This is a genomic window from Acinetobacter sp. YH12151 (genome assembly GCF_013418355.1).
GTDB lineage: Bacteria > Pseudomonadota > Gammaproteobacteria > Pseudomonadales > Moraxellaceae > Acinetobacter > Acinetobacter pseudolwoffii.
Genome location: NZ_VPCG01000009.1, coordinates 17048 through 42486 on the forward strand (window position 1 = coordinate 17048; position 25439 = coordinate 42486).

Sequence of the window (25439 nt, forward strand, 5' to 3'; positions counted from 1 at the left end):
CTATATAAGAATGAGCCAATATCAGACTGTATATGAGCAATTAAAACAAAATCCTAAAACCTGGTTGGTAACAGGGGTGGCAGGTTTTATTGGCTCTAACCTTTTAGAAACTTTATTAAAATTGGATCAGACTGTGGTGGGGCTAGATAACTTTGCTACAGGTCATCAACATAATTTAGATGAAGTTCAAAGCTTGGTATCTGCTGAGCAGTGGGCAAAATTTAGCTTTATTGAAGGTGATATTCGTGACTTAGAAGACTGTCAAAAAGCCTGTTCTGGTGTGAACTATGTATTGCACCAAGCGGCTTTAGGCTCTGTACCACGTTCTATTGCTGACCCGATTACCACCAATGCTGCGAATATTACAGGCTTTTTAAATATGTTGGTGGCTGCTCGTGATGCTAAAGTAGCTAGTTTTACTTATGCCGCCAGTAGTTCTACCTATGGTGATCACCCGGCATTGCCAAAAGTGGAAGAAAATATTGGTAACCCACTTTCGCCTTATGCGGTGACTAAATATGTAAATGAACTGTATGCCGATGTGTTTGCACGAACTTATGGTTTTAAGTCAATTGGGTTGCGTTACTTTAATGTGTTTGGAAAACGCCAAGACCCGGACGGTGCTTATGCTGCAGTAATTCCTAAATGGACTGCTGCCATGATTGCAGGTGATGATGTGTTTATTAATGGTGATGGTGAAACCAGTCGAGATTTTTGTTTTATTGAAAATACGGTACAAGCCAATATTTTAGCTGCTACCACACAAAATGAAGAAGCGAAAAACCAAGTTTATAATGTGGCTGTAGGTGACCGTACCACACTCAATAATTTGTTTAATGCGATAAAAGCAGCGCTCAATGAAAATGGTGTGACTTATACTAAAGCGCCTATTTATAGAGAGTTTCGTGTGGGTGATGTAAGACACTCACAGGCAAGTATTGGGAAAATTAAAAAATTATTGGGTTATGAGCCACAATTTGTGATTTCACGAGGTATTGAAAGCGCTATGCCTTGGTATATAAAATTTTTAGGTAATAAATAAATGAAAATTTTAATTACAGGCGGTGCAGGATTTATTGGTTCAGCTGTCATCCGTCATATTATTCAAAATACCAATAATGAAGTTCTGAATATCGATAAACTAACTTATGCGGGAAATTTAGAATCATTAAAAGAAATTGATCAACACCCGAACTATCAGTTCGAACAAATTGATATTTGTGATACAGAACAAATTGCAGCTGCAATAGAAGCGTTTCGACCGAATGCAATTATGCATTTGGCAGCAGAGTCACATGTAGATCGCTCGATTGATGGTCCTGCAGCATTTATTCAAACCAATATTGTGGGAACTTATACTTTATTAGAAGTTGCTCGAAAGTATTGGATGGGGCTTGACGCCGAAGCTCAACAAAACTTTCGCTTTCATCATATTTCAACTGATGAAGTTTATGGTGACTTAGAGGGTACAACTGATCTGTTTACGGAAACAACTTCATACGCGCCAAGTTCTCCATATTCTGCCTCTAAAGCCAGTTCAGATCATTTGGTACGTGCATGGCACAGAACTTATGGTCTACCTGTCATTGTAACCAATTGCTCAAATAATTATGGACCTTATCATTTCCCAGAAAAACTAATTCCATTGGTGATTCTAAATGCATTGGATGCTAAACCTTTGCCTGTATATGGTAATGGTCAGCAAATTCGGGATTGGTTATTTGTAGAAGATCATGCGCGTGCTTTATATAAAGTGGTGACCGAAGGTGTAGTGGGTGAAACCTATAATATTGGTGGTCATAATGAAAAGCAGAATATAGAAGTGGTCAAAACCATTTGTAAAATTTTGGATGAGCTAAAACCACAAGCCAACGGTCAAGCGTATGAGTCATTGATTACGTTTGTAAAAGACCGCCCTGGGCATGACTTACGCTATGCAATTGATGCTACAAAAATTCAAGAAGAATTGGGCTGGACACCCACAGAAACTTTTGAAACTGGAATCCGTAAAACGGTGCAATGGTATTTAAATAATTTAGATTGGTGTCATCGAGTGCAAGATGGCAGTTACCAACGTGAAAGATTAGGTGTAAATTCATAATGTCAAATACAACAAAAGGTATTATTTTAGCAGGCGGTTCAGGTACACGTTTATATCCGATTACCAAAGGGGTATCAAAACAATTATTGCCTATTTATGACAAGCCAATGGTGTATTACCCGCTTTCAGTATTAATGCTTGCAGGTATTCGAGAAGTATTAATAATTAGCACGCCTGAAGATATTGATGGTTTTAAGCGTTTATTGGGTGATGGTGCTCAATTTGGTATTCAGCTTGAATATGCCGTCCAGCCTAGTCCAGACGGTTTAGCACAAGCATTTATTATTGGTGAAGACTTTATTGGAAACAGTAATGTTTGTTTAGTGCTTGGCGATAATATTTTTTACGGTCAAGGTTTTACCCCAATGTTGCGTCAGGCTGTGTCACGTCAAAAAGGTGCGACTGTATTTGGCTATCAGGTGAAAGACCCTGAGCGTTTTGGTGTAGTTGAGTTTGATGAGCAGAAACGCGCAATTTCTTTAGAAGAAAAGCCAAAACAACCTAAATCCCACTTTGCGGTCACAGGTCTATATTTTTATGACAATGATGTGATTCAAATTGCGAAACAAGTGAAGCCTTCTGAACGTGGAGAGTTGGAAATTACCACAGTTAATCAAATGTATTTAGAGCGTGGTGATCTAAATGTGGAATTGCTTGGACGTGGTTTTGCATGGTTGGATACAGGTACACATGCGAGCTTACTTGAGGCAGCGCAGTTTGTAGAAACCATTGAAAAACGTCAGGGTTATAAAGTGGCGTGTTTGGAAGAAATTGCCTTGAATAATGGCTGGCTCAGTAAAGAACAGGTTTTAGAAATTGGTCAGAGCATGAGTAAAAATGATTATGGGCAATATCTCATTTCCTTGGTGAATGAGATATGAGTCAAGAGCCAATTTATGTAACACAACCTGTTTTACCTGAGCTTGCAGAGTTTATTCCTTATTTAGAGGAAATTTGGAAAAATAAAATTTTAACTAACTGTGGACCTTTGCATCAGCAGTTGGAAAAAGAGCTTTGTGAGTATTTAGGGGTTGATTATATTTCATTATTTAATAATGGAACGATTGCATTAGTAACAGCATTGCAGGCACTTGGGCTTGAACAAGGTGAAGTAATTACGACACCATATACTTTTGTTGCTACGGCTCATTCGATAGTTTGGAATAAACTCACGCCAGTCTTTGTTGATATTGATCCACAAACATCCAATATTGACCCAGTAAAAATTGAGCAAGCGATAACGGATAAGACGGTTGCGATTTTACCTGTGCATTGTTATGGCATTCCTTGTGATGTGGAAGCGCTAAAAAATATTGCTACCAAGCATAATTTAAAATTAATCTATGATGCTGCACATGCCTTTGGTGTAAAGCATCATGGGAAAAGCTTACTCAATTATGGTGACTTAAGTGTAATGAGCTTTCATGCTACAAAAGTATTTAATACTTTTGAGGGTGGAGCTATTGTTTGTCATAGTGCTGAAATGAAGCAACGTATTGATCGTTTAAAGAATTTTGGGATTGTGAATGAAAGTACAATAGATGATATTTCTTTAAATGGTAAGTTGAGTGAAGTACATGCGGCACTTGGCTTATTGCAATTAAAATCTATTGACCACACCTTGTTAATGCGTAAAAAAATAGATGCTTATTATCGTAAATTATTAGATGGTGTTGAGGGAATTAGCTGTATTCAACGTACAGCAACGGATGTTGATAATTATTCATATTTCCCAATTATTGTTTCTGATTCATTTCGGCTAAGTCGTGATGAATTGTTTGAAGAACTTAAAAAGCAGCATATTTTTGCACGTAAATATTTTTATCCAATTATGACTGATCTAACAGTTTATCATTCGTATAAGGCGGAAACTCCTCAAGCTAAGTTTTTGTCTGAGCACGTTTTATGTTTGCCTATTTATCCTGAGATGAACATGAGAGTTGTTAGAGAAATTACTAAGTTAATTAAGGGGGTGAAAAAATGAAAGTAGCAATTATGCAGCCATATTTGTTCCCTTATATTGGCTATTTCCAATTAATAATGTCATCAGATATTTTTGTCATTTATGATGATGTTAACTATATAAAGAAAGGTTTTATTAATAGGAATAGTATCCTGCTAGATGGTACTCCTTATCGTTTTACTATTTCTGTACCATCAGCCTCACAAAATAAACTAATTAATGAACTTCAGTATTCTCAAGAAATAGAGAAATTATTAAAAACTATTGAGTCTGCTTATATTAAAGCTCCATTTTTTAAACAAGTTTTTCCTATCATCGAAGATATCTTAAATTATCAATCAAGAGGTATTGCTGAATTGTGCAAATTCTCTTATCAAAAAATATTTGACTATTTGGGGTTAGAAAAGAAAATTATACTATCTAGTATTCTAGATTATAATCGTATACAATCCGCTAGTAATAAATTGCTTGAGATTACAAAAAAACTAAATGGGCAGGTTTATATTAATAGTCCAGGAGGTAGGATGTTGTACGATAAAACAATGTTTGAACCATTTGGGGTGAAGCTTAAGTTTATTGAGCCCATTGTAAAGCCATATATACAGTTAAACACTGAAAACTTTATTCCTTATTTGTCGATAATAGATATCTTAATGAATAATGATAAAAAAACAGTTGTTGACTATATGTTTGATTTTTCATTATTGGATTGATTGTATGATTTTTGATCAAATTGAGCACATGATTAAAACAGAGTATTCCCTTAGTGGCAGAGATTTTATTGATGTTGATAATGTAGATAACTATGTTAATAAAATAAAAAATAAAGCAGAGTTGATCCCTCATATTATTGAAGGGGTATGTGTTGGATTTATTGCATTTTATGCAAATGATGAAACTCAAGAGAATGCTTTTATTACTATGGTGATGATAAGAAGTGATATGCGCGGGAGGAAAATAGCAGGTTCACTTTTAACTGCAGTTTTAGAAAACTTAAAGAGTCGAGGATTTAAATTTTGTAATCTTGAGGTTAGGACTAATAATACTAATGCAATTAAGCTTTATGAAAATTTAGGATTTAAAATAAAGAATATAAATTCTAATAGTATTTTTATGTTTAAAGAACTTTTTTAATGTCTCTAAAAAAAAATATTATTGCTAACTATGCCAGTCAACTTTATGTAACTGGTGTAGGTATTTTAATTTTGCCTTTATATATTAAATATATGGGGGCAGAAGCCTACGGTTTAGTTGGCTTTTTTACTATGCTACAAGCATGGTTTGCTGTTTTGGATTTGGGTTTAACTCCGACTATAGGGCGTGAAACGGCTCGATATTTTGGTGGTTCTATGTCTGCCCTTGCATATAGACAGCTATTTCGAGCGTTAAGTGTAATTTTTGTCTTTGTTGCTGTGCTGGGTGGTGGTGTATTATTTGTTTTTGCTGAGCAAATTGCATCACATTGGTTGCAGATAACAGCGCTTGATCTTGGAGAAGTACTGATTGCTGTACAAATCATGGCAATTAGTGTGGCATTGCGTTGGTTAGGTGGATTATACCGTGGCGTTATTACGGGGGCTGAGCAACTTGTTTGGCTGAGTAGTTTTAATGCCATTATTGCTACATTTCGGTTTATTGCTGTTTTTGCAACGATGAATATTTTTGGTTACACACCATTAGTATTTTTTCTGCATCAACTTATTGTGGTCTTGATTGAAATTATTGGGCTTTATTGGAAAGCTATTTCATTGCTGCCTAAAAAAAATGACCTAATCCAAGCTATAGGCTGGTCCATTAAGCCTATTACCCCAATTTTAAAGTTTGCATTAACTATTGCCTTCACTTCATCTGTATGGGTATTTGTAACACAAACGGATAAGTTAATCCTCTCTGGAATCTTACCTTTAGCAGAATATGGTTATTTTACCTTAGCTGTGTTGGTGGCTAGTGCTATTATGATCATTAGTGGGCCTGTAAGCAGTGCGATTATGCCACGTATGGCGAATTTACATGCCCAGGCAAAGCGAGAGGAGATGTTGCAGGTCTATCGTAATGGTACACAAATTGTTAGTGTATTGGCTGGAACAGCATCATTAGTTATTGCTTTTTATCCAAAACAATTACTTTTTGCTTGGACAGGTGATTTGCTCTTGGCGGAGGCAGTTGCTCCTATTTTACGTTTATATGCGCTTGGAAATGCCTTATTGGCTGTTGGTGCATTTCCATATTATTTACAATATGCATTGGGTAATTTACGTTTTCACCTAATTGGTAATGTCATTATGGTGGTGCTGTTGATACCATCTATTATTTGGGCGGCAACGCACTTTGGTGGTGTTGGAGCAGGCTATGCATGGTTTGGCATGAATCTGTTTTACTTTATAGTTTGGGTGGCTTATGTACATCATAACCTTGCTCCAGAACTACATACAAAATGGCTCTTTAAAGATTGTTTATCAATATATTTTCCTGTGATATTTTTCCTTTTATTTATAAGTCAATTTTCTTATGATACAGAAAATAGATGGGTGATTTTATCTTATCTTTTATTTATTAGTATGATTAGTTTAATTATAGCAGGATTCTCATCAAAGTTGGGAAGAAAAAAATTTATTCAAAAATTTAGGTATGGAACTAATAAATGATTAAAACTAATAGTAAGGTTAAACTTAATATTGATGATGGCCCTATTGTTTTTTTGGGGGGAATGAATGCTATGCCCATGATGTATGCATGGGAGTTAAAAAAAATGGGCTATGAAGTTATCTATTTTGTAGACAGACCTCAGAATGATACATTAAGTCGTCCCGAAAATCATTTTCCTAATATTATATATCCATACCCTGAATGGATTATTGAAGTAAATTTAAAAACTCAAATTCTATTACCATTTTTTGTGCAGATGTGGGGAAGTTTTTTTTTAAAAAAAACAGAAAAAAAATCTCAAAAAAAACCACAGTTATTTGTATTAAATGGTTTTTTTATTTCACTTAGTCCTTTTTTTGTTTCAAAAGGAAGTCAAGTAATAGCTTTGAGTCATGGTTCTGATCTGGATACTTGGGCTGATGTAGAAAGTATTGACATATTAAAAAAAACTTTTTCTAAAAAATCCTTCTTTAAGTATTTTCCAAGTTTCTTATCTAGTCATTTAATTTCTTATATTGTGAAAAAGCAATTTAATTCTCTTTTATGTGCTTGTGCTGTTATATATTTTCCAAAAGGCTTTAACTCTAATGGCGATAGAGTTATTCAAAAGTTGCAAGAGCAGAATGTAAGTGTTTTTGAACGGTATGATATATCATTTGAGCCTTTAGAAGGTCAGAATAGAGATTTCAAAAAAAGAAATGGAAAGTTAGTTATATTTTCTGGCGTCAGATTTTTGTATCAAACATTTCCTAATGGAAATGAAGAGTATTCAAAAGGAAATGATATAATTATAAAAGGCTTAGCAAAATTTTATAAACATTATCCTGAGATCGAGATACACTTTGTAGAAAAAGGTGAGGATGTTGAAGCAGCTAAACAGCTTTGCAAAGAGTTAGGCTTAAGCAGTGTTGTAGTATGGCATAAAGAAATGAAGTTTTATGAGTTATTAGAGTTATATCAACAGTCTGATATTTGTTTTGATCAAGTTGGAAAACATTGGGTTGGTGCCATTGGTGGGTATGCACTTTGGTTGGGGAAACCATTAATAGCAAATGATGAACGTCCAAAAAGAGTTGACTTTTGGCCTGATGAAACACCTATTTGTTCCGCAAAGAATGATGAAGAAGTATATCAATGGCTGTGCAAGTTAAGAGATGATAGTTTTAGAGAGTTAATATCTAATCAATCTAAGGACTTTGTAGAAAAATTTATGCAACCTAAAAAACTTTTAAATGATATTTTTGATTTGAAAATGTAAAACTATGGAAATATACTGAAAATTTAAGATATAAAATAGTGTTTTTTCTTCTTTGTATTACATATGCATTTCTATCTCATCTTAAAATTGATGTTTTTAAAGATAGGGAGAATTATTCTATCTATGCTTCAAGTTCATGGGATATTTTGAGTGTTAATCTTTTTCAAAGTATTATTGGTACTTTGACTAATGAACCCTTATGGTTGTTGAGTTTGCTTGGCAATTACCCTTGGATTTAAAGATAAAAAGTGGTGTTGGGAAAAGTATTCTGAGAGATGTGTTATATAAATATGTGCCACGTGAGATGATAGAGCGACCTAAAAGAGGATTTTCTATTCCACTTGCACAGTGGTTACGTGGGCCTTTAAGAGACTGGGCTGAAGATTTATTAAATGAACAACGGTTACAAACAGAAGGTTATTTTTATGTCAAACCAATTAGAAAAATATGGTATGAACATTTATCAGGTAAACGAGATCATGCCACACGCTTATGGAGTATTTTGATGTTTCAGGCTTGGATAGTTGAAAATATATAAATTGACTAATTAAAAATTAATTTATTAATAGTCGTGATAGTAAAAAATATTTTTGAGTAAAATTTGATGAAAATAGCAGTTGCAGGTACTGGCTACGTTGGTTTATCCAATGCAATGATCTTCTCACAACATCATGATGTGGTTGCCCTGGATATTATTGAATCTAAAGTCGAAATGTTAAATAACAAAATTTCACCAATTCAAGATACAGATATTTCAAACTTTTTAAAGAAGAAACAGCTAAATTTCCGTGCAACAACTGACAAATATGAAGCTTATCAGAATGCTGATTTTGTCATTATTGCGACACCGACGGATTATGATACCAAAACCAATTATTTTAACACCCAAAGCGTCGAAAGCGTCATTGGTGATGTGACCGAGATTAACCCTCAAGCGGTCATGATTATTAAATCTACGGTTCCGGTAGGCTTCACCAAAACGGTTAAAGAGAAATTTCATACAGACAATATTATGTTCTCTCCAGAATTCTTGCGTGAAGGTAAAGCTTTACATGACAACCTTTATCCATCACGTATTATTGTTGGAGAGAAGTCAGCGCGTGCTCAACAATTCGTAGATATGCTGATTGAAGGTGCAATCAAAAAAGACAGTCCTGTTCTGTTCACTGACTCAACCGAAGCAGAAGCAATCAAGTTATTTGCCAATACCTATCTGGCTATGCGCGTAGCTTTCTTCAATGAACTGGATACCTATGCACAAACGTTCGGTTTAGATACTCAGCAAATTATTGAAGGTGTCTGTCTGGACCAACGAATTGGCAATCACTATAACAACCCTTCCTTTGGTTACGGCGGTTATTGCCTGCCAAAAGATACCAAACAGTTATTGGCGAACTACAGTCAGGTACCTAGCAATCTGATTCAAGCTATTGTGGATTCTAACCGCACTCGTAAAGACTTTATTGCCGATTCTATTTTGGCAAGGAATCCGTCGGTGGTCGGTATTTATCGACTGGTTATGAAAAGTGGCTCAGATAATTTCCGTGCCTCTGCCATTCAGGGGGTAATGAAACGCCTTAAAGCCAAGGGAGTTGAAGTCATTGTTTATGAACCGGCATTAAAAGAAACCGAGTTCTTTAAATCTGAAGTGATTAGTGATTTAAAAGCCTTTAAACAGCGGGCAGATGTGATTATCACTAATCGTCAATCCAAAGATCTGAGTGACGTTGAAGATAAAGTGTATACCCGTGATATTTTTGGAGGCGATGAATGAAAATTCTGGTAACAGGTGCAGCAGGTTTTATTGGATTCCATGTTTCCAAAAAGCTTTTAGAACGTGGTGATGATGTGGTCGGTTTTGACAACATGAATGATTATTATGATCCGGCTCTAAAACAGGCTCGTGTAGATCTGTTGCTTAAAACTGCTGAACAGCATACAGGGCAATTTCACTTTATTCATGCCAATCTTGCAGATAAAGTTGCTGTAGATCGGTGTTTTCAAGAACATCAATTTGATCGCGTAATCCATCTAGCTGCGCAGGCCGGTGTACGTTATTCGCTTGAAAATCCGATGAGCTATGTGGAAAGTAATATTGTTGGTTTTACCAATATTATTGAAGCCTGCCGATATGCCAAGACACCACACCTGACTTATGCTAGCACGAGTAGTGTATATGGCGCTAATACTACTATGCCTTTTAGTGAAAAGCATGGTGTCGATCACCCAATTCAGTTTTATGCAGCGACTAAACGCGCCAATGAATTGATGGCACATAGCTATAGTCACTTATTTAAATTACCCACCACAGGCCTGCGCTTCTTTACTGTATATGGTCCTTGGGGTCGTCCGGATATGGCGCTGTTCAAGTTCACCAAAAATATTATTGAAGGTAAATCCATTCCGGTCTTTAACCATGGTAACCATACCCGTGACTTTACCTTTGTTGGCGATATTGCTGAAGGTGTGATTCGTTCTAGCGATCAGATTGCTGCACCGAATAAAGATTGGGATAGCAATAACCCGGATCCCTCTACTAGCAATGTACCATTTAGGATCTTTAATATTGGTAATAACTCGCCAGTAAAACTGATTGAATATATCCGTTCCATAGAAAAAGCTGTTGGTAAAGACGCGATTTTGGAGCTGCTACCACTGCAACCAGGTGATGTGCCTGATACTTTTGCCGATAGTTCTGCTTTAGAACAAAGTGTAGGTTATAAGCCTACAATTTCTGTTGAAGATGGCGTGAAGCAATTTGTAGATTGGTATCAAGAATTCTACAAATCTAATACATTTTAAGATAGTTTGAGTAATTTAAAAGTCTGAGGTGGTTGTGAAAATAGTTCATATAATAACTGGGTTAAATAATGGAGGAGCGGAAGGTGTACTTTATCGTTTAGTAACGAATGATAAGAAAAATGAGCATATTGTTATCTCTATGATGGATGCAGGAAAATATGGACCTCTTTTAATTAAAAATGGTATTCAAGTAATATGCTTAGAAATGGATGGAGGAAAATTTTCACTATCATCTATTATTCTACTTTATAAGAAACTAAAATCAATTAAGCCTGATTTGGTGCAAACTTGGATGTATCACGCAGACTTAATCGGTGGGATAGTTGCACGCTTAGCTGGAGTTAAGAGAGTTATTTGGAATATCAGACATAGTAACTTCGATGAAAAAAATACAAAAAAAATGACAATATTAATAGCAAGTTTATGTGGAAAGTTAAGTCCATTTATACCAGAAAAAATTATTTGCTGTGCTGAAAGTGCAGTTAAATATCATACAGATATAGGTTATACTAAAGAAAAAATAATAATCATAGGTAATGGATATGATTTAGATAAATTTTTATTCAATAGAGAATTAGGGGTGACTGTAAAGGATGAATGGGACTTAGACAATACTCCTGTAATTGGTATGATAGGAAGGTATGATCCACAAAAAGATCACAAGAATTTATTAGAATCTTTAAGTAAAGTAAAGCAAAAAGACTATAAATTTAAATTAATTTTGGTTGGCCGTGGTTTAAATATAAAAAATGATGCTCTTGTTTCATATATTAGAAAATATAATTTAAGTGAGAATACATATTTATTAGATCAAAGATCAGATATTCCGAATATTTTAAATGCAATAGACATCCATGTATTAAGTTCAGCATATGGTGAGGGTTTTCCTAATGTGGTTGCTGAAGCAATGGTATGTGGCGTTCCTTGTGTAGTGACAGATGTGGGTGACTCTAAATTTATAGTAGGTCAGTTTGGAGAGGTGGTGCCTCCAAGTGATAGCGGAATGTTAGCGGAAGCTATAATAAGAATGCTTCAATTGAGTGAAAATAAGGAAGAGTGGGAAAATTTAAAAGAAAGATCATCTTTTTATGCTAAAAATAATTTTGATTTAAAGCTAATGATAAGTAAATATAATACAGTATGGCATATTGGTTAAGTAGGTTTTGAATGAGTAGTCTGGTTGATTTTAGTGTCTATCAAAACTTAATATCTTTATTGATAATTTTATTAACATTTTTTATTTCACTCCTAGTTGGGTGTAGATATAAAAAAGATATAATAATTGTTAGTCTGATTTTTCTTTGGCATACTTTTTTCTCTTTACTATATTTTTATTATACGCTCGGTAACCCAGCTGATGCAAAAGGTTATTTTTTGAGATCTTTATTAAGTGATGGTGAATTTTATCCTGGTACTAAATTTGTAATATATTTAACAGAAATTTTTTCTATTAATTTGGGTTTTAATTATTTAAATGCTACGCTAATATTTAATATTTTGGGTGTGATAGGGCTCATTATTTTTTATCTTTTATTAAAGAGATATTTTGAAAAACTATCTTTTTATTGGTTTTTTATATTATTTTTACCTTCTATGAGTTTTTGGAGTTCAGGGTTAGGTAAAGATTCTATTTCATTTTTTGCTGTCTGTTTGTTTTTATACACAATCACAACTAATAAAAAGCTATGTATTTTCCTACCATTATCTTTTTTTACAATGTTTATGGTGCGCCCTCATATTGCGCTGATGATGATAGTCTCATTTGTAATTTATTTTATTATTCGTTCTAGGGTCCATTTATTAGTAAAGTTAATAACATTGCCAATTATTTTTTCTGTTCTTATATTTTCTTCTAGTTTTGTTCAGCAATATGTAGGTTTAGAAGAAGCTTCTGTTAATGCGGTTAGTGGTTATGTTGATCAGCGCCAAGGCTACAATCAAGGTGGTGGCTCTTCTATAGATCTACAGTCTATGAGTTACCCTATGCAAATGTTTACTTATATATTTAGACCTTTACCTTTCGATGCCCATAGTGCTTTGGCCTTATTTACCAGTATAGAGAATACAATATTATTAATACTATTTTTATACGTCTTATTTAAAAATAAATTTAAACTCTATGCATTTGTGGAGGGTAAACATGCTTGGTTATTAATATATGTATTCTTAACTTGTAGTATGTTAGCAATTACAACAGCAAATTTAGGCATTGCAACACGACAAAAATGGATGTTTATGCCAATTTTAATTTATTTACTGGTATATACTTTTTATCAATATAAGCAATCTCAATATATGGCGGGAGTTAAAAAATGAAATTTTTAATCATTTCCAGCTTCCTCCCCTCAGTGCTTAACTTTCGCGGAAAACTACTGGAAGCTATTCAGCGACAAGGTTTAGAAATACATATTATTGCCCCTGACTTGGCATTATTTAAAACTGAACAGCAAAAACTTGAAGCTTCGGGCTATTATGTACATGAAGTACCTATGCAACGTACAGGTACAAACCCGATTGCAGACCTGAAAACTCTTAGGACAACGTATGGTCTTATAAAAAAAATAAAACCAGACTATGTACTGTCTTATACCATTAAACCTGTGATTTATGGCACATTAGCCGCGTGGTTAGCCAAAGTACCATATCGTTTTGCACTTATTACTGGTTTAGGCTATGCCTTTCAAAATGTAGAATACGGCAGTAAGCGCAGTTTTTTTCAAAAAATAGTACATGGTTTATATCAACAAGCCCTTTCACATAGTCATAAGGCATTTTTCCAAAATCCGGATGACTTAAAACTTTTTCAGGATTTAAAGCTTTTAACCGTTCAAACGCCTACAGTGGTAGTGAACGGTTCTGGGGTTAATGTTGCCGACTTCAATGTATTGCCTTTGCCTGTAACTGCTGATCAAAAAATTAAAATATCCTTCTTGCTGATTGCACGTTTACTGGGAGATAAAGGTGTCCGTGAATATGCCGAAGCAGCAAAAATCATCAAACATAAATATCCGCATGTAGAATTTAATCTGGTGGGCTGGATTGATGACAATCCTTCGGCCATTCGCCAGCAAGAATTGGATCAATGGATGGCCAGTAACACATTAAACTACTGGGGGAAACTATCCGATGTTCGCCCTGCAATTGCAGAAAGCTCGGTTTATGTCTTGCCGTCGTATCGTGAAGGCACCCCCCGTACAGTTTTAGAAGCTATGGCAATGGGTCGGGCAATTATTACTACAGATGCACCTGGTTGTCGTGAAACTGTTACCGATGGCGATAATGGCTTTCTGGTTGAAGTAAAATCTGTAGAAAGTTTAGTAAAAGCAATGGAGAAACTGATTCTTCAGCCAGAGCTCATTACTCAAATGGGGCGTCGCTCCCGGGAAATCGCACTTCATAAATACGATGTACATCAGGTAAACGCACATATGATGCAAGAAATGGGTTTAATCTAAATGTTAAAACGCTTACTCGATATTATCATTGCCTCCATCGCCCTGATCCTGCTTTCACCACTTTATGCATTTGTTGCTTATAAAGTGAAAAAGAACTTAGGTTCACCAGTTTTGTTCCGTCAGGTTCGTCCAGGTTTGCATGGTAAACCTTTTGAAATGATTAAATTTCGCACCATGAAAGACGCACTGGATGAACAGGGCAATCCATTACCAGATAGTGAGCGTTTAACGCCATTTGGTAAAATGCTGCGTTCCAGTAGTCTGGATGAAATGCCAGAACTTTGGAATGTGCTCAAAGGAGATATGAGTTTGGTTGGTCCTAGACCTTTACTTATGGAGTATTTACCTTTATACAATGCCGAACAAGCTAAACGTCATAACGTGCGTCCAGGGGTGACAGGTTATGCGCAGGTTAACGGACGTAATTCCCTATCTTGGAAAGAAAGGTTTGAAATGGATGTGTGGTATGTTAATAATCACTCTTTATTGTTGGATATTAGAATATTACTTTCAACAATAAGCAAAGTTATTACTAAGGATAGTGTAGAACACTTGGACTCTGAGGAGAATTCTAGATTCAAAGGTGACGCATGAAATTTATTATTATTAATGATATCCATTCGAATAGTGTAGCATTATCTGCATTTACTAAATCTATATCATTTTTATCTTTTGATAAGATAATATTCTTAGGTGATGCTTTAACCTATGGAGTCAATGTTGCTGAAACAATTACTCTATTGAAGGACTTAGAAAAAAACTATGATTGTGAGTTTATAAAGGGTAATCATGAGCAAATATATTTTGATTTTCAAAATAATAAAAATTTCGAATACAAAAAGTTTCCAGAATTTCTGTTAGAATCTATTTATCAAACAGGCAATAATTTATCTTCTATATTTGAAAATGAGTTTAATTGGAAAGAAAGCTACCTCTATGGAGATATCATCTTTACCCATGCAAACTTACTAGGATACGGAAACTGGTCCTACTTAAATACTGAAGGTGATTTTTCCGTAAATTATGAAGTATTAAAACTTAATAATCTGAAAGGTGCTATTTTGGGGCATACTCATAGAGCTAAACACTGCATTTATTCCAAAAATCAAAGTGTTTCAAATATTTGTGATAGTTCATTCAATAAGCCTATCTATATTAATCAAGATGAAAAATTCTTAGTTACTAATGGTAGTTTAGGTCAACCAAGAGGTTCGTGTTCATCATATTTAATTTGCACTATTGAATCTAATTCTATTTGTTTGGAGAACATTCCGCTAATCTATGATGTTATTTTGCACTGTAAATCTATACTAGGGTCAAACCTTTCGTTACAAACCAAAAATAAACTACTTAATTTTTATAGATAAGGCAATATTATGATAAATGTTTTAGTAACTGGAGCTGGTGGTGGTGTAGGCCAAGGAATAATCAAGTCACTTAAGCTGATTAATGATTTAAAAATTTCAATAATTACAGCAGATATGAGCGAGTTAGCTGCAGGTCTTTATGGAGGTGATTATAGTTATATTGTTCCTGCGGCTAACCATCCAAATTATTTTGATAGAATTAAAGAAATATGTATAAATGAAAATATTAGTTTTTACTTTCCTGGAACTGATGTTGAACTAATACAGTGTGCGAATAATTATGAATCATTGAAAAACTCTTTAGGCGTAACGACCTTTGTTTCACCATTTAACGTTATTGAAATAGCAGACGATAAATATAAAACAATTAAATTTCTTGAAGAAAATGGTTTTAATTTTCCTAAAACATTTCTACCGCATCAAATTGATTTAGAAAGTTTAGAATTTCCTTTAATTATTAAGCCAAAAATTGGATATCGTTCAATTGGGGTACATTTAGTAAAAAATATTCAAGAAGCACTAAGTGCTATTAATTCATTAAAAGATCCAATTATTCAAGAGTATATAGATGGTCCAGAATACACATGCACAATTGCTATATTTGGTGATAATCAATCTGAGGTATTATGCTTACAAAGAGATTTAAGAGCTGGTGATACATTTAAAGCTTTCCCTTTTAAATCTGAAAAAATTGAAAACTATGTTAGAGATATTGCCTTGAAAATTGGAATCCAAGGATCTTGTAACTTTCAACTGAGAACTAATAGCGTAGGTGAGCCTTACCTCTTTGAAATAAATAGCCGATTTTCAGGGACGACACCATTTTGTTCATATTTAGGATTTAATCCAGTTGAGTTCTGTCTGAAATCAGCATTAAATTTACAATACTCATCTGAAATAGATTATGAAAAAATTATTTTACGCCATTGGACTGAAGTATTAGTTAGCAAACAAAATATTAATGATTTGAGAAATAACTTAAATGGCAAAATTATAGCAAAAAATGTGTCGAGTTTATTATGACTGTATTAGTTACTGGCTCTAATGGAAACCTTGGAAGAGCGATTATCAATTGCTTTGAAAAATATAATATAAGATACATTCCCTATAGCCATTCTATGTCTTTATCTGACATTGATTGGTCTTCTATCAAATGTATAGTTAACTGTGCAGGTGTTATTCCTAGCAGTAAGGCTAGCAATGATGATTACCTATCAGGGAATGTAATTTATTTACAAAAATTATTAGAGTATTCGAAAGACAAGCAGTTTATACATTTTTCAACCTTTAGTGAAATATACAAAGCGGATTTTTATCAAAAATCAAAAATGTTGGCTAATAGTCTATTATTAATAAATTCTAATATTTTTGAAAATTTACACATTTTACCTCTGCCAACCTTAGATGACATAAACATTATTAATTCAATTGTTAGCAAAGCTATGAAAGGAGAAAAACCTGTCGTTGATGAATTAATTTACAATTATATGAGCTTTAATGAAGTAGCAGAACTAACAAAGAATCTAGTCTCGAATACGTCTAGTTACATACCTATATCAAACTACTATACCAAAAAAAATCTCTATGATGAAGTTATCAAAATAGTAGAGCCAAATCTTATTATTAAAGGTAAATATATTGATAGGGCTTTATTTAACAATGGTATTTACTATGTGATGCCTTCTCTAATAAATAGTCTAGCTAAAGAAGATTAACGTTTGATATTCGAAATGTCATTAATATTAGGAAAAATTTTGAGGATTATTAGATGCTAAACACCCAATTTTCACCCTGGCCTAGCTTTACCCAAGAAGAAGCCGATGCCGTCTCGCAAGTCTTACTGTCCAATAAAGTCAACTACTGGACAGGACAAGAGTGCCGCGAGTTTGAAAAAGAATTTGCCCAATTTGCGCAAACCCAATATGCCGTAGCACTTACCAACGGTACTGTCGCTTTAGATGTTGCACTCAAAGCCTTGAACATTGGCACGGGTGATGACGTGATTGTCACTTCACGCACCTTTTTAGCTTCGGCTAGCTCGATTGTGACTGCTGGGGCAAATCCGATTTTCGCCGATGTTGAACTGGATTCACAGAATATTTCTGCTCAAACTATTGAAGCGGTACTGACCCCAAATACCAAAGCGATTATCTGTGTGCATCTGGCAGGCTGGATGTGCGACATGGACCCGATCATGCAGCTGGCTTCCGATAAAGGCCTGTATGTGATCGAAGACTGTGCACAGGCGCATGGCGCGAAATATAAAGGTAAATCGGCCGGCTCAATTGGTCATATCGCAGCCTGGTCCTTCTGTCAGGACAAAATCATGACCACAGGTGGTGAAGGCGGTATGGTCACCACCAATGATGAAGAGCTGTGGAAAAAAATGTGGTCCTATAAAGATCATGGCAAGAACTTTGACAGTATTTATAACAAGCAGCATCCACCGGGTTTCCGCTGGCTGCATGACTCCTTTGGCACCAACTGGCGCATGATGGAAATGCAGGGTGTGATCGGACGTCTCCAGCTGAAAAAAATGCCGGAATGGACTGCAAAACGCCTTGCCAATATGGAAAAGATTTATGCGGCATTTGCAGACAGTCCATATTTTAGCATCCATCGTCCATCCGATGATTATGTGCATGCTGCCTATAAATGTTATGTGCAGGTCAATATCGATGCTTTGCCTGAAGGCTGGTCACGTGACCGGATTATGCAGGAAATCGGTGCGCAGAATGTGCCTTGTTTCAGTGGCTCCTGTTCAGAAGTTTATCTCGAGCATGCTTTTGATGATACGCCCTGGCGTCCAGCACAGCGTTTGCAAAATGCGCAGCAATTGGGTGAAACCAGTCTGATGTTTTTAGTTCATCCTACATTAAGTGATGAAAGTATTCACAAAACAGTCACCGCAATTCAACAAGTTATTAATAGAATAGTTGCTTAAACTTTAAGAATATAAGTGCACCGTGTTCGGTGCATTTAACTTATATAGAATATGTTTTTAAGTTACTCATCGCATTGTGACTTATTAAAAATTTATTAGAATTGAGACAACGCATCCAGTGAAATCGATCATTACGCCTTTCGTAGAATCACCACGAGCCGCCAAACTTGCATTTTTAATTATTCTAGATTTTTGTGCTTTTCCTGTCTTGATCTGGCTATGTTATGCCATTCGCCGATTCGATTTAGGGGCAGAAGTGGTGCCGAATCTGGCCTTTGGTACGCTCTGGGTCAGCGTGATTGCAGTTGCATCACTGTTTATCTGTGGGGTCTATCGCTTTATTGTCCGTACGTATAATGAAGTGTTTATGATTAAAATGGGGCTGGCGACGGCATTGACTGTCGCTGGTCTTTATGCCCTGGCTTATTTTACCCCGGCATTTATTCCGACCTCTATTCCTCTGATGTTCGGCTTTATGATGTTTGCCTGGATCTGGTTTAGCCGGGGCATCATCCGTTTTATTATCCGTTCCTACTTGCAGGCCGGAGTGCCTAAAAAACGTATTGCGATTTATGGCGCGGGTAATGCAGGCCAACAGGTCGCTGCTGCACTATATCGTTCCAATGAGCATTTACCCGTTATGTTTATTGATGACAAGCGCTCCCTGACCGGACAGCAGTTGGGTCGACTCAAGGTTTATGATGCCCAGACTGCCTTAAAACTCATGCGCAAGCAAAAAATTGATGAAATCCTGATTGCCTTGCCTTCGGTAGGGCGGGTCCGTAAAAGTGAAATCATCAAGTTTTTAGAACCGGCACATTTAAAAATTACCGAGATTCCAGGGCTGACCAAACTGGTGGATGGTGAAATTCGAATTTCTGATATTCAGGAAGTGGATATTATCGACTTGCTGGGGCGTGATCCGGTGCCGCCGGTGCCGGAGCTGCTGGCCAGAAACATTAAAGATAAAGTGGTGATGGTTACAGGCGCGGGTGGTTCGATTGGTTCAGAACTCTGCCGCCAGATCATTAAAAACCAGCCGGCCAAACTGGTTATTTATGAACTGACTGAATTCGCACTGTATAGTATTGAAAAAGAGTTACGCCTTAGCGCTAGCTGTGAAATTATTCCGATTCTGGGCTCTGTACTGGATGAATCCAAGCTGGAGCGGGTGATTGAACAATATGGCGTACAGACTGTTTACCATGCTGCCGCCTATAAGCATGTCCCACTAGTGGAGTGTAATCCTCTGGCAGGTCTGAAAAACAATGCCGTCGGAACTGCCTTTAGTGTGAATGCTGCGGTGAAAAAAGGCGTCGAAACCTTTGTATTAATTTCAACCGATAAGGCGGTACGTCCAACCAACGTGATGGGGGCGACCAAACGTATGGCAGAGCTGTACTGTCAGGCCATGGCAGAGGCTCAGGATCAGACTCAGATCAGTATTGTGCGCTTTGGTAATGTGCTCGGTTCTTCGGGCTCGGTCGTGCCGCTGTTTAAACAGCAGATTGCCAAAGGCGGTCCGATTACTGTAACTGACCCGGAAGTGACCCGGTTCTTTATGACCATTCCGGAAGCCTCGCAGCTGGTGATTCAGGCCGGTGCCTTGGGTACAGGGGGCGATGTGTTCCTGCTGGATATGGGCGAGCCGGTACGGATTCAGGATCTGGCACGACAAATGATTGCGCTGAGCGGACTCAAAGTCACAGATAATAAAAACCCGAATGGTGATATTGAAATTCAATATACTGGGCTACGTCCAGGCGAAAAACTCTATGAAGAACTGCTGATTGACGAAGAAAATACAGAAATTACTGCACATACGCGTATTCTACGATCTGTCGAAAAACATTATCCATTGGCAGAAATTCTGGCAGTATTTAACCGTATGCATGAACTTACCGCGACTCAGGCCGATATTGAATGGGCACTGGCACAACTGGAACATTATGTGGACGGTTATGTACGCGGTAACGAAATTAAAGTGAACTAGGTTTTTATAGATATGATTAAGAAAGCAATTCTTCCTGTGGCCGGCCTTGGTACGCGTTTTTTACCTGCCAGCAAATCGATTCCCAAAGAAATGGTCACTGTGGTCGACCGTCCGGCGATTGAATATGTGGTCCGTGAAGCGGTAGCCGCCGGGATTGAACAAATTATTTTGGTGACTCATTCTTCAAAAGCATCGATTGAAAATTACTTCGATCGTAATTTTGAACTTGAAACCACGCTTGAGCAAAAAAACAAAACCGATTTACTCAAAGAAATTACTGAAATTCTGCCTAGCGGTGTAAGTATTATTAGTGTACGTCAACCGCAGCCTTTGGGCTTAGGTCATGCAGTACTGTGTGCCAAAGCCGTGATTGGCGATGAAGATTTTGCGGTATTATTACCAGATGTGCTGGTCAAGGATCAGGATCCGGAAAATGATTTGTCTCGCATGATTCAGCGTTATGACGCGTCTCAAGCAGCACAAATCATGGTTGAAGCGGTGCCTGAACATCTGGTGGACCAATATGGCATTGTTGATGTTGCAGCATCGCCTGAGGAAGGTGAAAGCATCGTCATGCAAGGCATTGTCGAGAAACCGGCCGTCGGTACTGCACCTTCAAATCTGTCTGTGGTCGGGCGTTATATCCTGCCGGCAAAAATCATGCAGCTTCTGGAACAGACACCACGCGGGGCAGGCAATGAAATTCAGCTCACCGATGCGATTGCCATGTTACAGCAGACTGAAGCAGTGGAAGCTTATCGCATGAAAGGTCAAACTTTTGACTGTGGCAACAAGCTCGGCTATCTTAAAGCTGTATTACATTATGGGGTTGATCATCCCAAGCTCGGTCGCGAGTTTAAAGCGTTGATCCAAGAACTCGCTTTATAATAAAAAATAATAACCAAGGAATACTATGAAAGTCGCAGTACTGGGAAAAACCTTATTTTCTGGGGTCATTTCGGCCCTTTTGTCTGAATGTGGTCATCAGGTGGTGTGGTGTAACAGCTTCAGTGCAGATGAGCCGGCCCGGACTTATTTTCAGGATGAATCCTTGCAGTCATTGCTGCAAAAACAGGAAAAATCCGGTTTTTTAAACTGTTGTGATTTTCAGCATCTGGATTTTAATCAGGATGTTTTTTTCTTTAGTTTTAACGCCACCGAAGAGCAGCAGGCATTTCAGATGCTGGATACCATTCGGCATGCCTGTTTTGCTCATCCGAAGCTGATGATTAATGCTTCGACCTTTGGCTTGCATGGCACCCAACGTTTTCAACAACTGCTGCCGAATGATGACTGGATTTATCTGCCCGATATTATTCAGGAAGGTAATGCCCTGCGTAGTTTTGTTCAGGCCAGCCAGCTGATCGTGGGCTGTGATCATGCAGATGCACAGGCTAAAATCAGAGAGCTGTTACGCCCCTTGTTTCCGCGTGCGCAGCAGTATCTGTTTATGCCGGTACTGGATGCCGAATTTACCAAACTCAGTATTTCCGGCATGCTGGCCACCCGGATCAGTTATATGAATGATCTGGCCAGCGTGGCAGAAAAACTCGGGATCGATATTGAACAGGTGCGCCAAGGCATGGCGGCGGATAACCGCATCGGTTCCGCCTACTTGTTCCCTGGGGTCGGTTTTGGTGGAGAGAACTTCTCGCATGATATCCGTACCTTAACGCATGCAGTAGCAGATTCAGGGGTGAAAAACCAGTTGCTGGAACAGGTCTGGGAGATTAACGAACAACAAAAAGAATTACTGTTCCGCAAACTATGGAATTATTTCCGTGGCGATTTACAGGGAAAAGTGGTGGCGATTTGGGGCGCAGCCTTTAAAGAAAATACCCCGAGCATCCAGCAATCTCCAGTGCATGCCATGCTCACTGCATTATGGGCGCAAGGGGTGACGGTCAAACTGCATGATCCGCAAGCATTGGCCAATATTAAAAAAGTCTATGGGACACGGCAGGATCTAATCCTGTGTGAAGATCAATATCAGGCCGTCGAAGGTGCGGATGCCTTATGTTTGATGACTGCCTGGAAGCAGTATGGTAGTCCAGATTATCCACACCTCATTAAACTGATGCAGCATCCCCTGATTTTGGATGGGCGTAATCTGTATGATCCGGCCTATATCAAGGCGCGTGGTTTTAATTATATTGGGGTGGGACGTTAATGTTAAGTCAGCTTAAACCAGATCTAAATACTGAAACTGTGTGTCAAAAACTCGCCTCGAGCAAAGAACAACTTGATGCGGTGCATCTACGAGAACTGTTTGCCGCAGACCCCCAGCGTTTTAACAAATATTCAATTCAGTTTGAACAGCTGGTCTTCGATTATAGTAAACACAGAATTGATAACACGGTGATGGAGGACCTGATTGAATGGGCAGATGCACAAAACCTAAGATCCTGTATTGGGTCTTTATTTTCAAATCAGGATATTAATTATACCGAGCAACGTGCTGCCATGCATTGGGCATTACGCTTGCCAGCACAGGATCAGCAGCATGCGGATCTGGCCGCTGATGTGCATGCTCAACTTGAGCGCATGTATGCCTTGGTCGAGCAAATCCATGCCGGGCAGCGTCGTGGTGCCACCGGGGAAGTGATTCAGGATGTGGTCAATATTGGCGTGGGCGGATCAGATCTTGGCCCTCTAATGGTCACCCATGCCTTATCGGATTTTAAATACCAGTCTGCCCAGCCACTCAATGTGCATTTCGTCTCGACCATGGATGGCAGTCAGCTGTCCGAGTTGTTGCATCAGCTGCGTCCGGAAACCACGCTATTTATCATTTCGTCCAAATCATTTGGTACGATTGATACCCTGACCAATGCCCAGACAGTACGCTTGTGGTTAGAAAAGGCCTTGGGTCAGCATCCCTATATTCTGAAGCATCATTTTATTGGAGTTTCTACCAAGCCGGAGAAAATGACGGCCTGGGGAATCGCTCCGGAAAACCAGCTACTGTTGTGGGACTGGGTCGGTGGTCGCTATTCACTGTGGTCCTGTATCGGATTGCCGATTGCACTGAGTATCGGGATTGAAGGTTTTAAGCAGCTGCTGGCCGGTGCCTATGCGGTCGATCAGCATTTTCAGTATCAGCCTTTTGAGCGCAATATTCCGGTGTTGATGGGGCTCTTGGGTGCATGGAATAACAATTTTCTGGATATTCAGACCCATGCCATCCTGCCTTATGATGGACGACTGAAATACTTTGCTTCTTATTTGCAACAGCTGGAAATGGAATCTAACGGTAAATCGATTCAACGTGATGGTGAAAAAGTCCAACTGGATACCTGTCCGATTATTTGGGGCGAAGTGGGACCGAATGCACAACATGCCTTTTATCAGCTCCTCCATCAAGGTACGCAGTCAGTGAGTTGTGACTTTATTGCGCCAGTCAAGCGCTATAACAGTCAACAATATACCTATGCAGACAGTGCCGAAGCGCTGGTGGAACAGCATCATTTGGCCCTGTCTAACTGCTTGGCGCAATCACGTTTACTGGCCTTTGGTAATGAGGCTTTGGACCAAAAAGAATTAGAGAGCTTGCCGGCCTATAAACAGTATGAAGGCAACCAACCGAGCACTACCTTGTTACTGCAAGAGCTGAATCCCTATAGTCTGGGGATGCTGATTGCATTGTATGAGCATAAGGTGTTTGTTCAGTCGGTGCTGTGGAACATCAACCCATTTGACCAGTGGGGCGTGGAAAAAGGCAAGGAAATTGCCAACCAGTTGCTGCCTATTTTGAATGGTGAACAGTCTGAGCTAGGTGGTCTGGATGGTTCAACTCAAGGTTTAATTAACATTTTATTAGGGAAGCAGCATGGCTAAAATTCTGGTAACGGGCGGGGCAGGCTATATTGGTTCGCATACTTGTGTTGAGTTATTAAATGCCGGCCATGAGGTGGTGGTTTTAGATAATCTGTGCAATAGCGCTGCTGAGTCTTTAAATCGGGTGCAACAGTTGACCCAAAAAAGCCTGACATTTATACAAGGTGATATCCGTGATGCTCAATTATTAGATCAGGTATTTCAGCAACACTCGATTGAGGCCGTGATTCATTTTGCCGGTCTGAAAGCGGTCGGAGAAAGCCAGCAAATACCATTGGCTTATTTTGACAATAATATTGCCGGTTCAATCAGCCTGGTTCAGGCCATGCAACGCGCACAGGTTTTTAAACTGGTGTTTAGTTCGTCGGCTACTGTGTATGGTGATAATAATCCTTCACCTTTAAACGAAGAAATGCCGACTGGCATGCCAACCAATAACTATGGTTATACCAAGCTGATTGTGGAGCAGCTCTTGGAAAAAATGGCTGTGGCAGATCAGCGCTGGTCGATTGCCTTATTACGTTATTTCAATCCGGTCGGTGCACATAAAAGCGGGCAGATCGGTGAAGATCCACAAGGTATTCCGAATAATTTAATGCCTTATGTAACTCAGGTGGCAGTAGGGCGACGTGAAAAACTGTCGATCTTTGGTCATGATTATGACACTGTCGATGGCACGGGTGTACGGGATTATATTCATGTGGTAGATCTGGCCAATGCACATTTATGTGCCCTCAATAATCGTTTAACTGCACAAGGGTGTCGGGCCTGGAATATTGGTACTGGCAATGGCATTTCAGTGCTACAAGTTAAAGATACTTTTGAACGGGTCAATGGTGTTGCAATTCCATTTGAATTAGCACCACGTCGTGAAGGTGATGTGGCGACCTGTTTTGCAAATAATAGCCGTGCAGTACAAGAGTTGGACTGGGCAGCACAATATGGTTTGGAGGATATGCTGGCAGATAGCTGGAACTGGCAGAAGCAGAATCCGAATGGCTATCGTTAAAATTTTTATAAGAATATAAATATAAAACGGGAGCAAAATTGCTCCCGTTTTATTGTACTTAATA

Annotated in this window: 24 protein-coding genes; all 24 read left to right on the forward strand. The window is 38.0% G+C overall.

Going from position 1 to position 25439, the window contains the following annotated elements; genetic code table 11:
* Positions 1-10: 10 nt before the first annotated feature.
* The 24 genes from FTU82_RS05015 (at position 11) to galE (ending at position 25375) form a co-directional block, all read left to right on the forward strand.
* Positions 11-1042 carry an NAD-dependent epimerase/dehydratase family protein gene (locus FTU82_RS05015; protein WP_180101078.1) on the forward strand — a complete coding sequence of 344 codons (1032 nt, stop codon included), beginning with the start codon at positions 11-13 and terminating at the stop codon, positions 1040-1042.
* Complete coding sequence (gene rfbB, locus FTU82_RS05020; protein ID WP_180101079.1) at positions 1043-2101, forward strand: dTDP-glucose 4,6-dehydratase; 1059 nt, start codon at positions 1043-1045, stop codon at positions 2099-2101.
* Positions 2101-2982, forward strand: a complete 882-nt coding sequence (gene rfbA / locus FTU82_RS05025; protein WP_180101080.1) for a glucose-1-phosphate thymidylyltransferase RfbA — start codon at positions 2101-2103, stop codon at positions 2980-2982. Before rfbB ends, rfbA begins: the two co-directional genes overlap by 1 nt.
* Positions 2979-4085 carry a DegT/DnrJ/EryC1/StrS aminotransferase family protein gene (locus FTU82_RS05030; RefSeq protein WP_180101081.1) on the forward strand — a complete coding sequence of 369 codons (1107 nt, stop codon included), beginning with the start codon at positions 2979-2981 and terminating at the stop codon, positions 4083-4085. Before rfbA ends, FTU82_RS05030 begins: the two co-directional genes overlap by 4 nt.
* Positions 4082-4777: a WbqC family protein gene (locus tag FTU82_RS05035; protein WP_180101082.1), complete on the forward strand. Its 696-nt coding sequence runs from the start codon at positions 4082-4084 to the stop codon at positions 4775-4777. The genes FTU82_RS05030 and FTU82_RS05035 overlap by 4 nt, the downstream gene beginning before the upstream one ends.
* Before the next feature lie 4 nt (positions 4778-4781).
* Positions 4782-5198 carry an N-acetyltransferase gene (locus FTU82_RS05040; RefSeq protein ID WP_180101083.1) on the forward strand — a complete coding sequence of 139 codons (417 nt, stop codon included), beginning with the start codon at positions 4782-4784 and terminating at the stop codon, positions 5196-5198.
* A complete protein-coding gene (locus FTU82_RS05045) occupies positions 5198-6709 on the forward strand; it encodes an oligosaccharide flippase family protein (protein WP_180101084.1) in 1512 nt (503 codons plus the stop codon). The genes FTU82_RS05040 and FTU82_RS05045 overlap by 1 nt, the downstream gene beginning before the upstream one ends.
* Positions 6706-7968, forward strand: a complete 1263-nt coding sequence (locus tag FTU82_RS05050; protein WP_180101085.1) for a glycosyltransferase — start codon at positions 6706-6708, stop codon at positions 7966-7968. Before FTU82_RS05045 ends, FTU82_RS05050 begins: the two co-directional genes overlap by 4 nt.
* 199 nt (positions 7969-8167) lie before the next feature.
* Entirely contained in the window at positions 8168-8506 is a 339-nt protein-coding gene (locus FTU82_RS05055) for an asparagine synthase-related protein (RefSeq protein WP_180101086.1), read from the forward strand.
* 66 nt (positions 8507-8572) lie between these two features.
* Positions 8573-9742 (forward strand): nucleotide sugar dehydrogenase, encoded by a 1170-nt coding sequence (locus tag FTU82_RS05060; protein ID WP_180101087.1) that lies wholly within the window; start codon positions 8573-8575, stop codon positions 9740-9742.
* On the forward strand, positions 9739-10770 hold the full coding sequence (locus FTU82_RS05065) for an NAD-dependent epimerase (RefSeq protein ID WP_180101088.1): 1032 nt from the start codon (positions 9739-9741) through the stop codon (positions 10768-10770). Before FTU82_RS05060 ends, FTU82_RS05065 begins: the two co-directional genes overlap by 4 nt.
* Positions 10771-10804: 34 nt before the next feature.
* Positions 10805-11926, forward strand: coding sequence for a glycosyltransferase (locus tag FTU82_RS05070; protein WP_180101089.1), 1122 nt, complete (start codon positions 10805-10807; stop codon positions 11924-11926).
* A gap of 11 nt (positions 11927-11937) precedes the next feature.
* Positions 11938-13086, forward strand: a complete 1149-nt coding sequence (locus FTU82_RS05075) for a hypothetical protein (protein ID WP_257221910.1) — start codon at positions 11938-11940, stop codon at positions 13084-13086.
* On the forward strand, positions 13083-14225 hold the full coding sequence (locus FTU82_RS05080) for a glycosyltransferase family 4 protein (protein ID WP_180101090.1): 1143 nt from the start codon (positions 13083-13085) through the stop codon (positions 14223-14225). The genes FTU82_RS05075 and FTU82_RS05080 overlap by 4 nt, the downstream gene beginning before the upstream one ends.
* The gene (locus tag FTU82_RS05085; protein ID WP_180101091.1) at positions 14226-14819 is read left to right on the forward strand and encodes a sugar transferase; all 594 of its coding nucleotides are present in this window, start codon (positions 14226-14228) and stop codon (positions 14817-14819) included.
* A complete protein-coding gene (locus FTU82_RS05090) occupies positions 14816-15592 on the forward strand; it encodes a metallophosphoesterase (RefSeq protein ID WP_180101092.1) in 777 nt (258 codons plus the stop codon). Before FTU82_RS05085 ends, FTU82_RS05090 begins: the two co-directional genes overlap by 4 nt.
* 9 nt (positions 15593-15601) lie before the next feature.
* The gene (locus tag FTU82_RS05095) at positions 15602-16615 is read left to right on the forward strand and encodes an ATP-grasp domain-containing protein (protein ID WP_180101093.1); all 1014 of its coding nucleotides are present in this window, start codon (positions 15602-15604) and stop codon (positions 16613-16615) included.
* Positions 16612-17307, forward strand: a complete 696-nt coding sequence (locus FTU82_RS05100) for an NAD(P)-dependent oxidoreductase (protein ID WP_180101094.1) — start codon at positions 16612-16614, stop codon at positions 17305-17307. Before FTU82_RS05095 ends, FTU82_RS05100 begins: the two co-directional genes overlap by 4 nt.
* Positions 17308-17360: 53 nt before the next feature.
* Entirely contained in the window at positions 17361-18536 is a 1176-nt protein-coding gene (locus tag FTU82_RS05105; RefSeq protein ID WP_180101095.1) for a DegT/DnrJ/EryC1/StrS aminotransferase family protein, read from the forward strand.
* A gap of 118 nt (positions 18537-18654) precedes the next feature.
* Positions 18655-20529, forward strand: coding sequence for a nucleoside-diphosphate sugar epimerase/dehydratase (locus FTU82_RS05110; protein WP_180101096.1), 1875 nt, complete (start codon positions 18655-18657; stop codon positions 20527-20529).
* Positions 20530-20541: 12 nt separating this feature from the next.
* Positions 20542-21417: a UTP--glucose-1-phosphate uridylyltransferase GalU gene (gene galU / locus FTU82_RS05115; RefSeq protein WP_180101097.1), complete on the forward strand. Its 876-nt coding sequence runs from the start codon at positions 20542-20544 to the stop codon at positions 21415-21417.
* A gap of 25 nt (positions 21418-21442) precedes the next feature.
* Complete coding sequence (locus FTU82_RS05120; RefSeq protein ID WP_180101098.1) at positions 21443-22699, forward strand: nucleotide sugar dehydrogenase; 1257 nt, start codon at positions 21443-21445, stop codon at positions 22697-22699.
* Positions 22699-24366 (forward strand): glucose-6-phosphate isomerase, encoded by a 1668-nt coding sequence (gene pgi, locus FTU82_RS05125; RefSeq protein WP_180101099.1) that lies wholly within the window; start codon positions 22699-22701, stop codon positions 24364-24366. The genes FTU82_RS05120 and pgi overlap by 1 nt, the downstream gene beginning before the upstream one ends.
* Complete coding sequence (gene galE, locus FTU82_RS05130) at positions 24359-25375, forward strand: UDP-glucose 4-epimerase GalE (RefSeq protein ID WP_180101100.1); 1017 nt, start codon at positions 24359-24361, stop codon at positions 25373-25375. The genes pgi and galE overlap by 8 nt, the downstream gene beginning before the upstream one ends.
* The last annotated feature ends 64 nt before the right edge of the window (positions 25376-25439 follow it).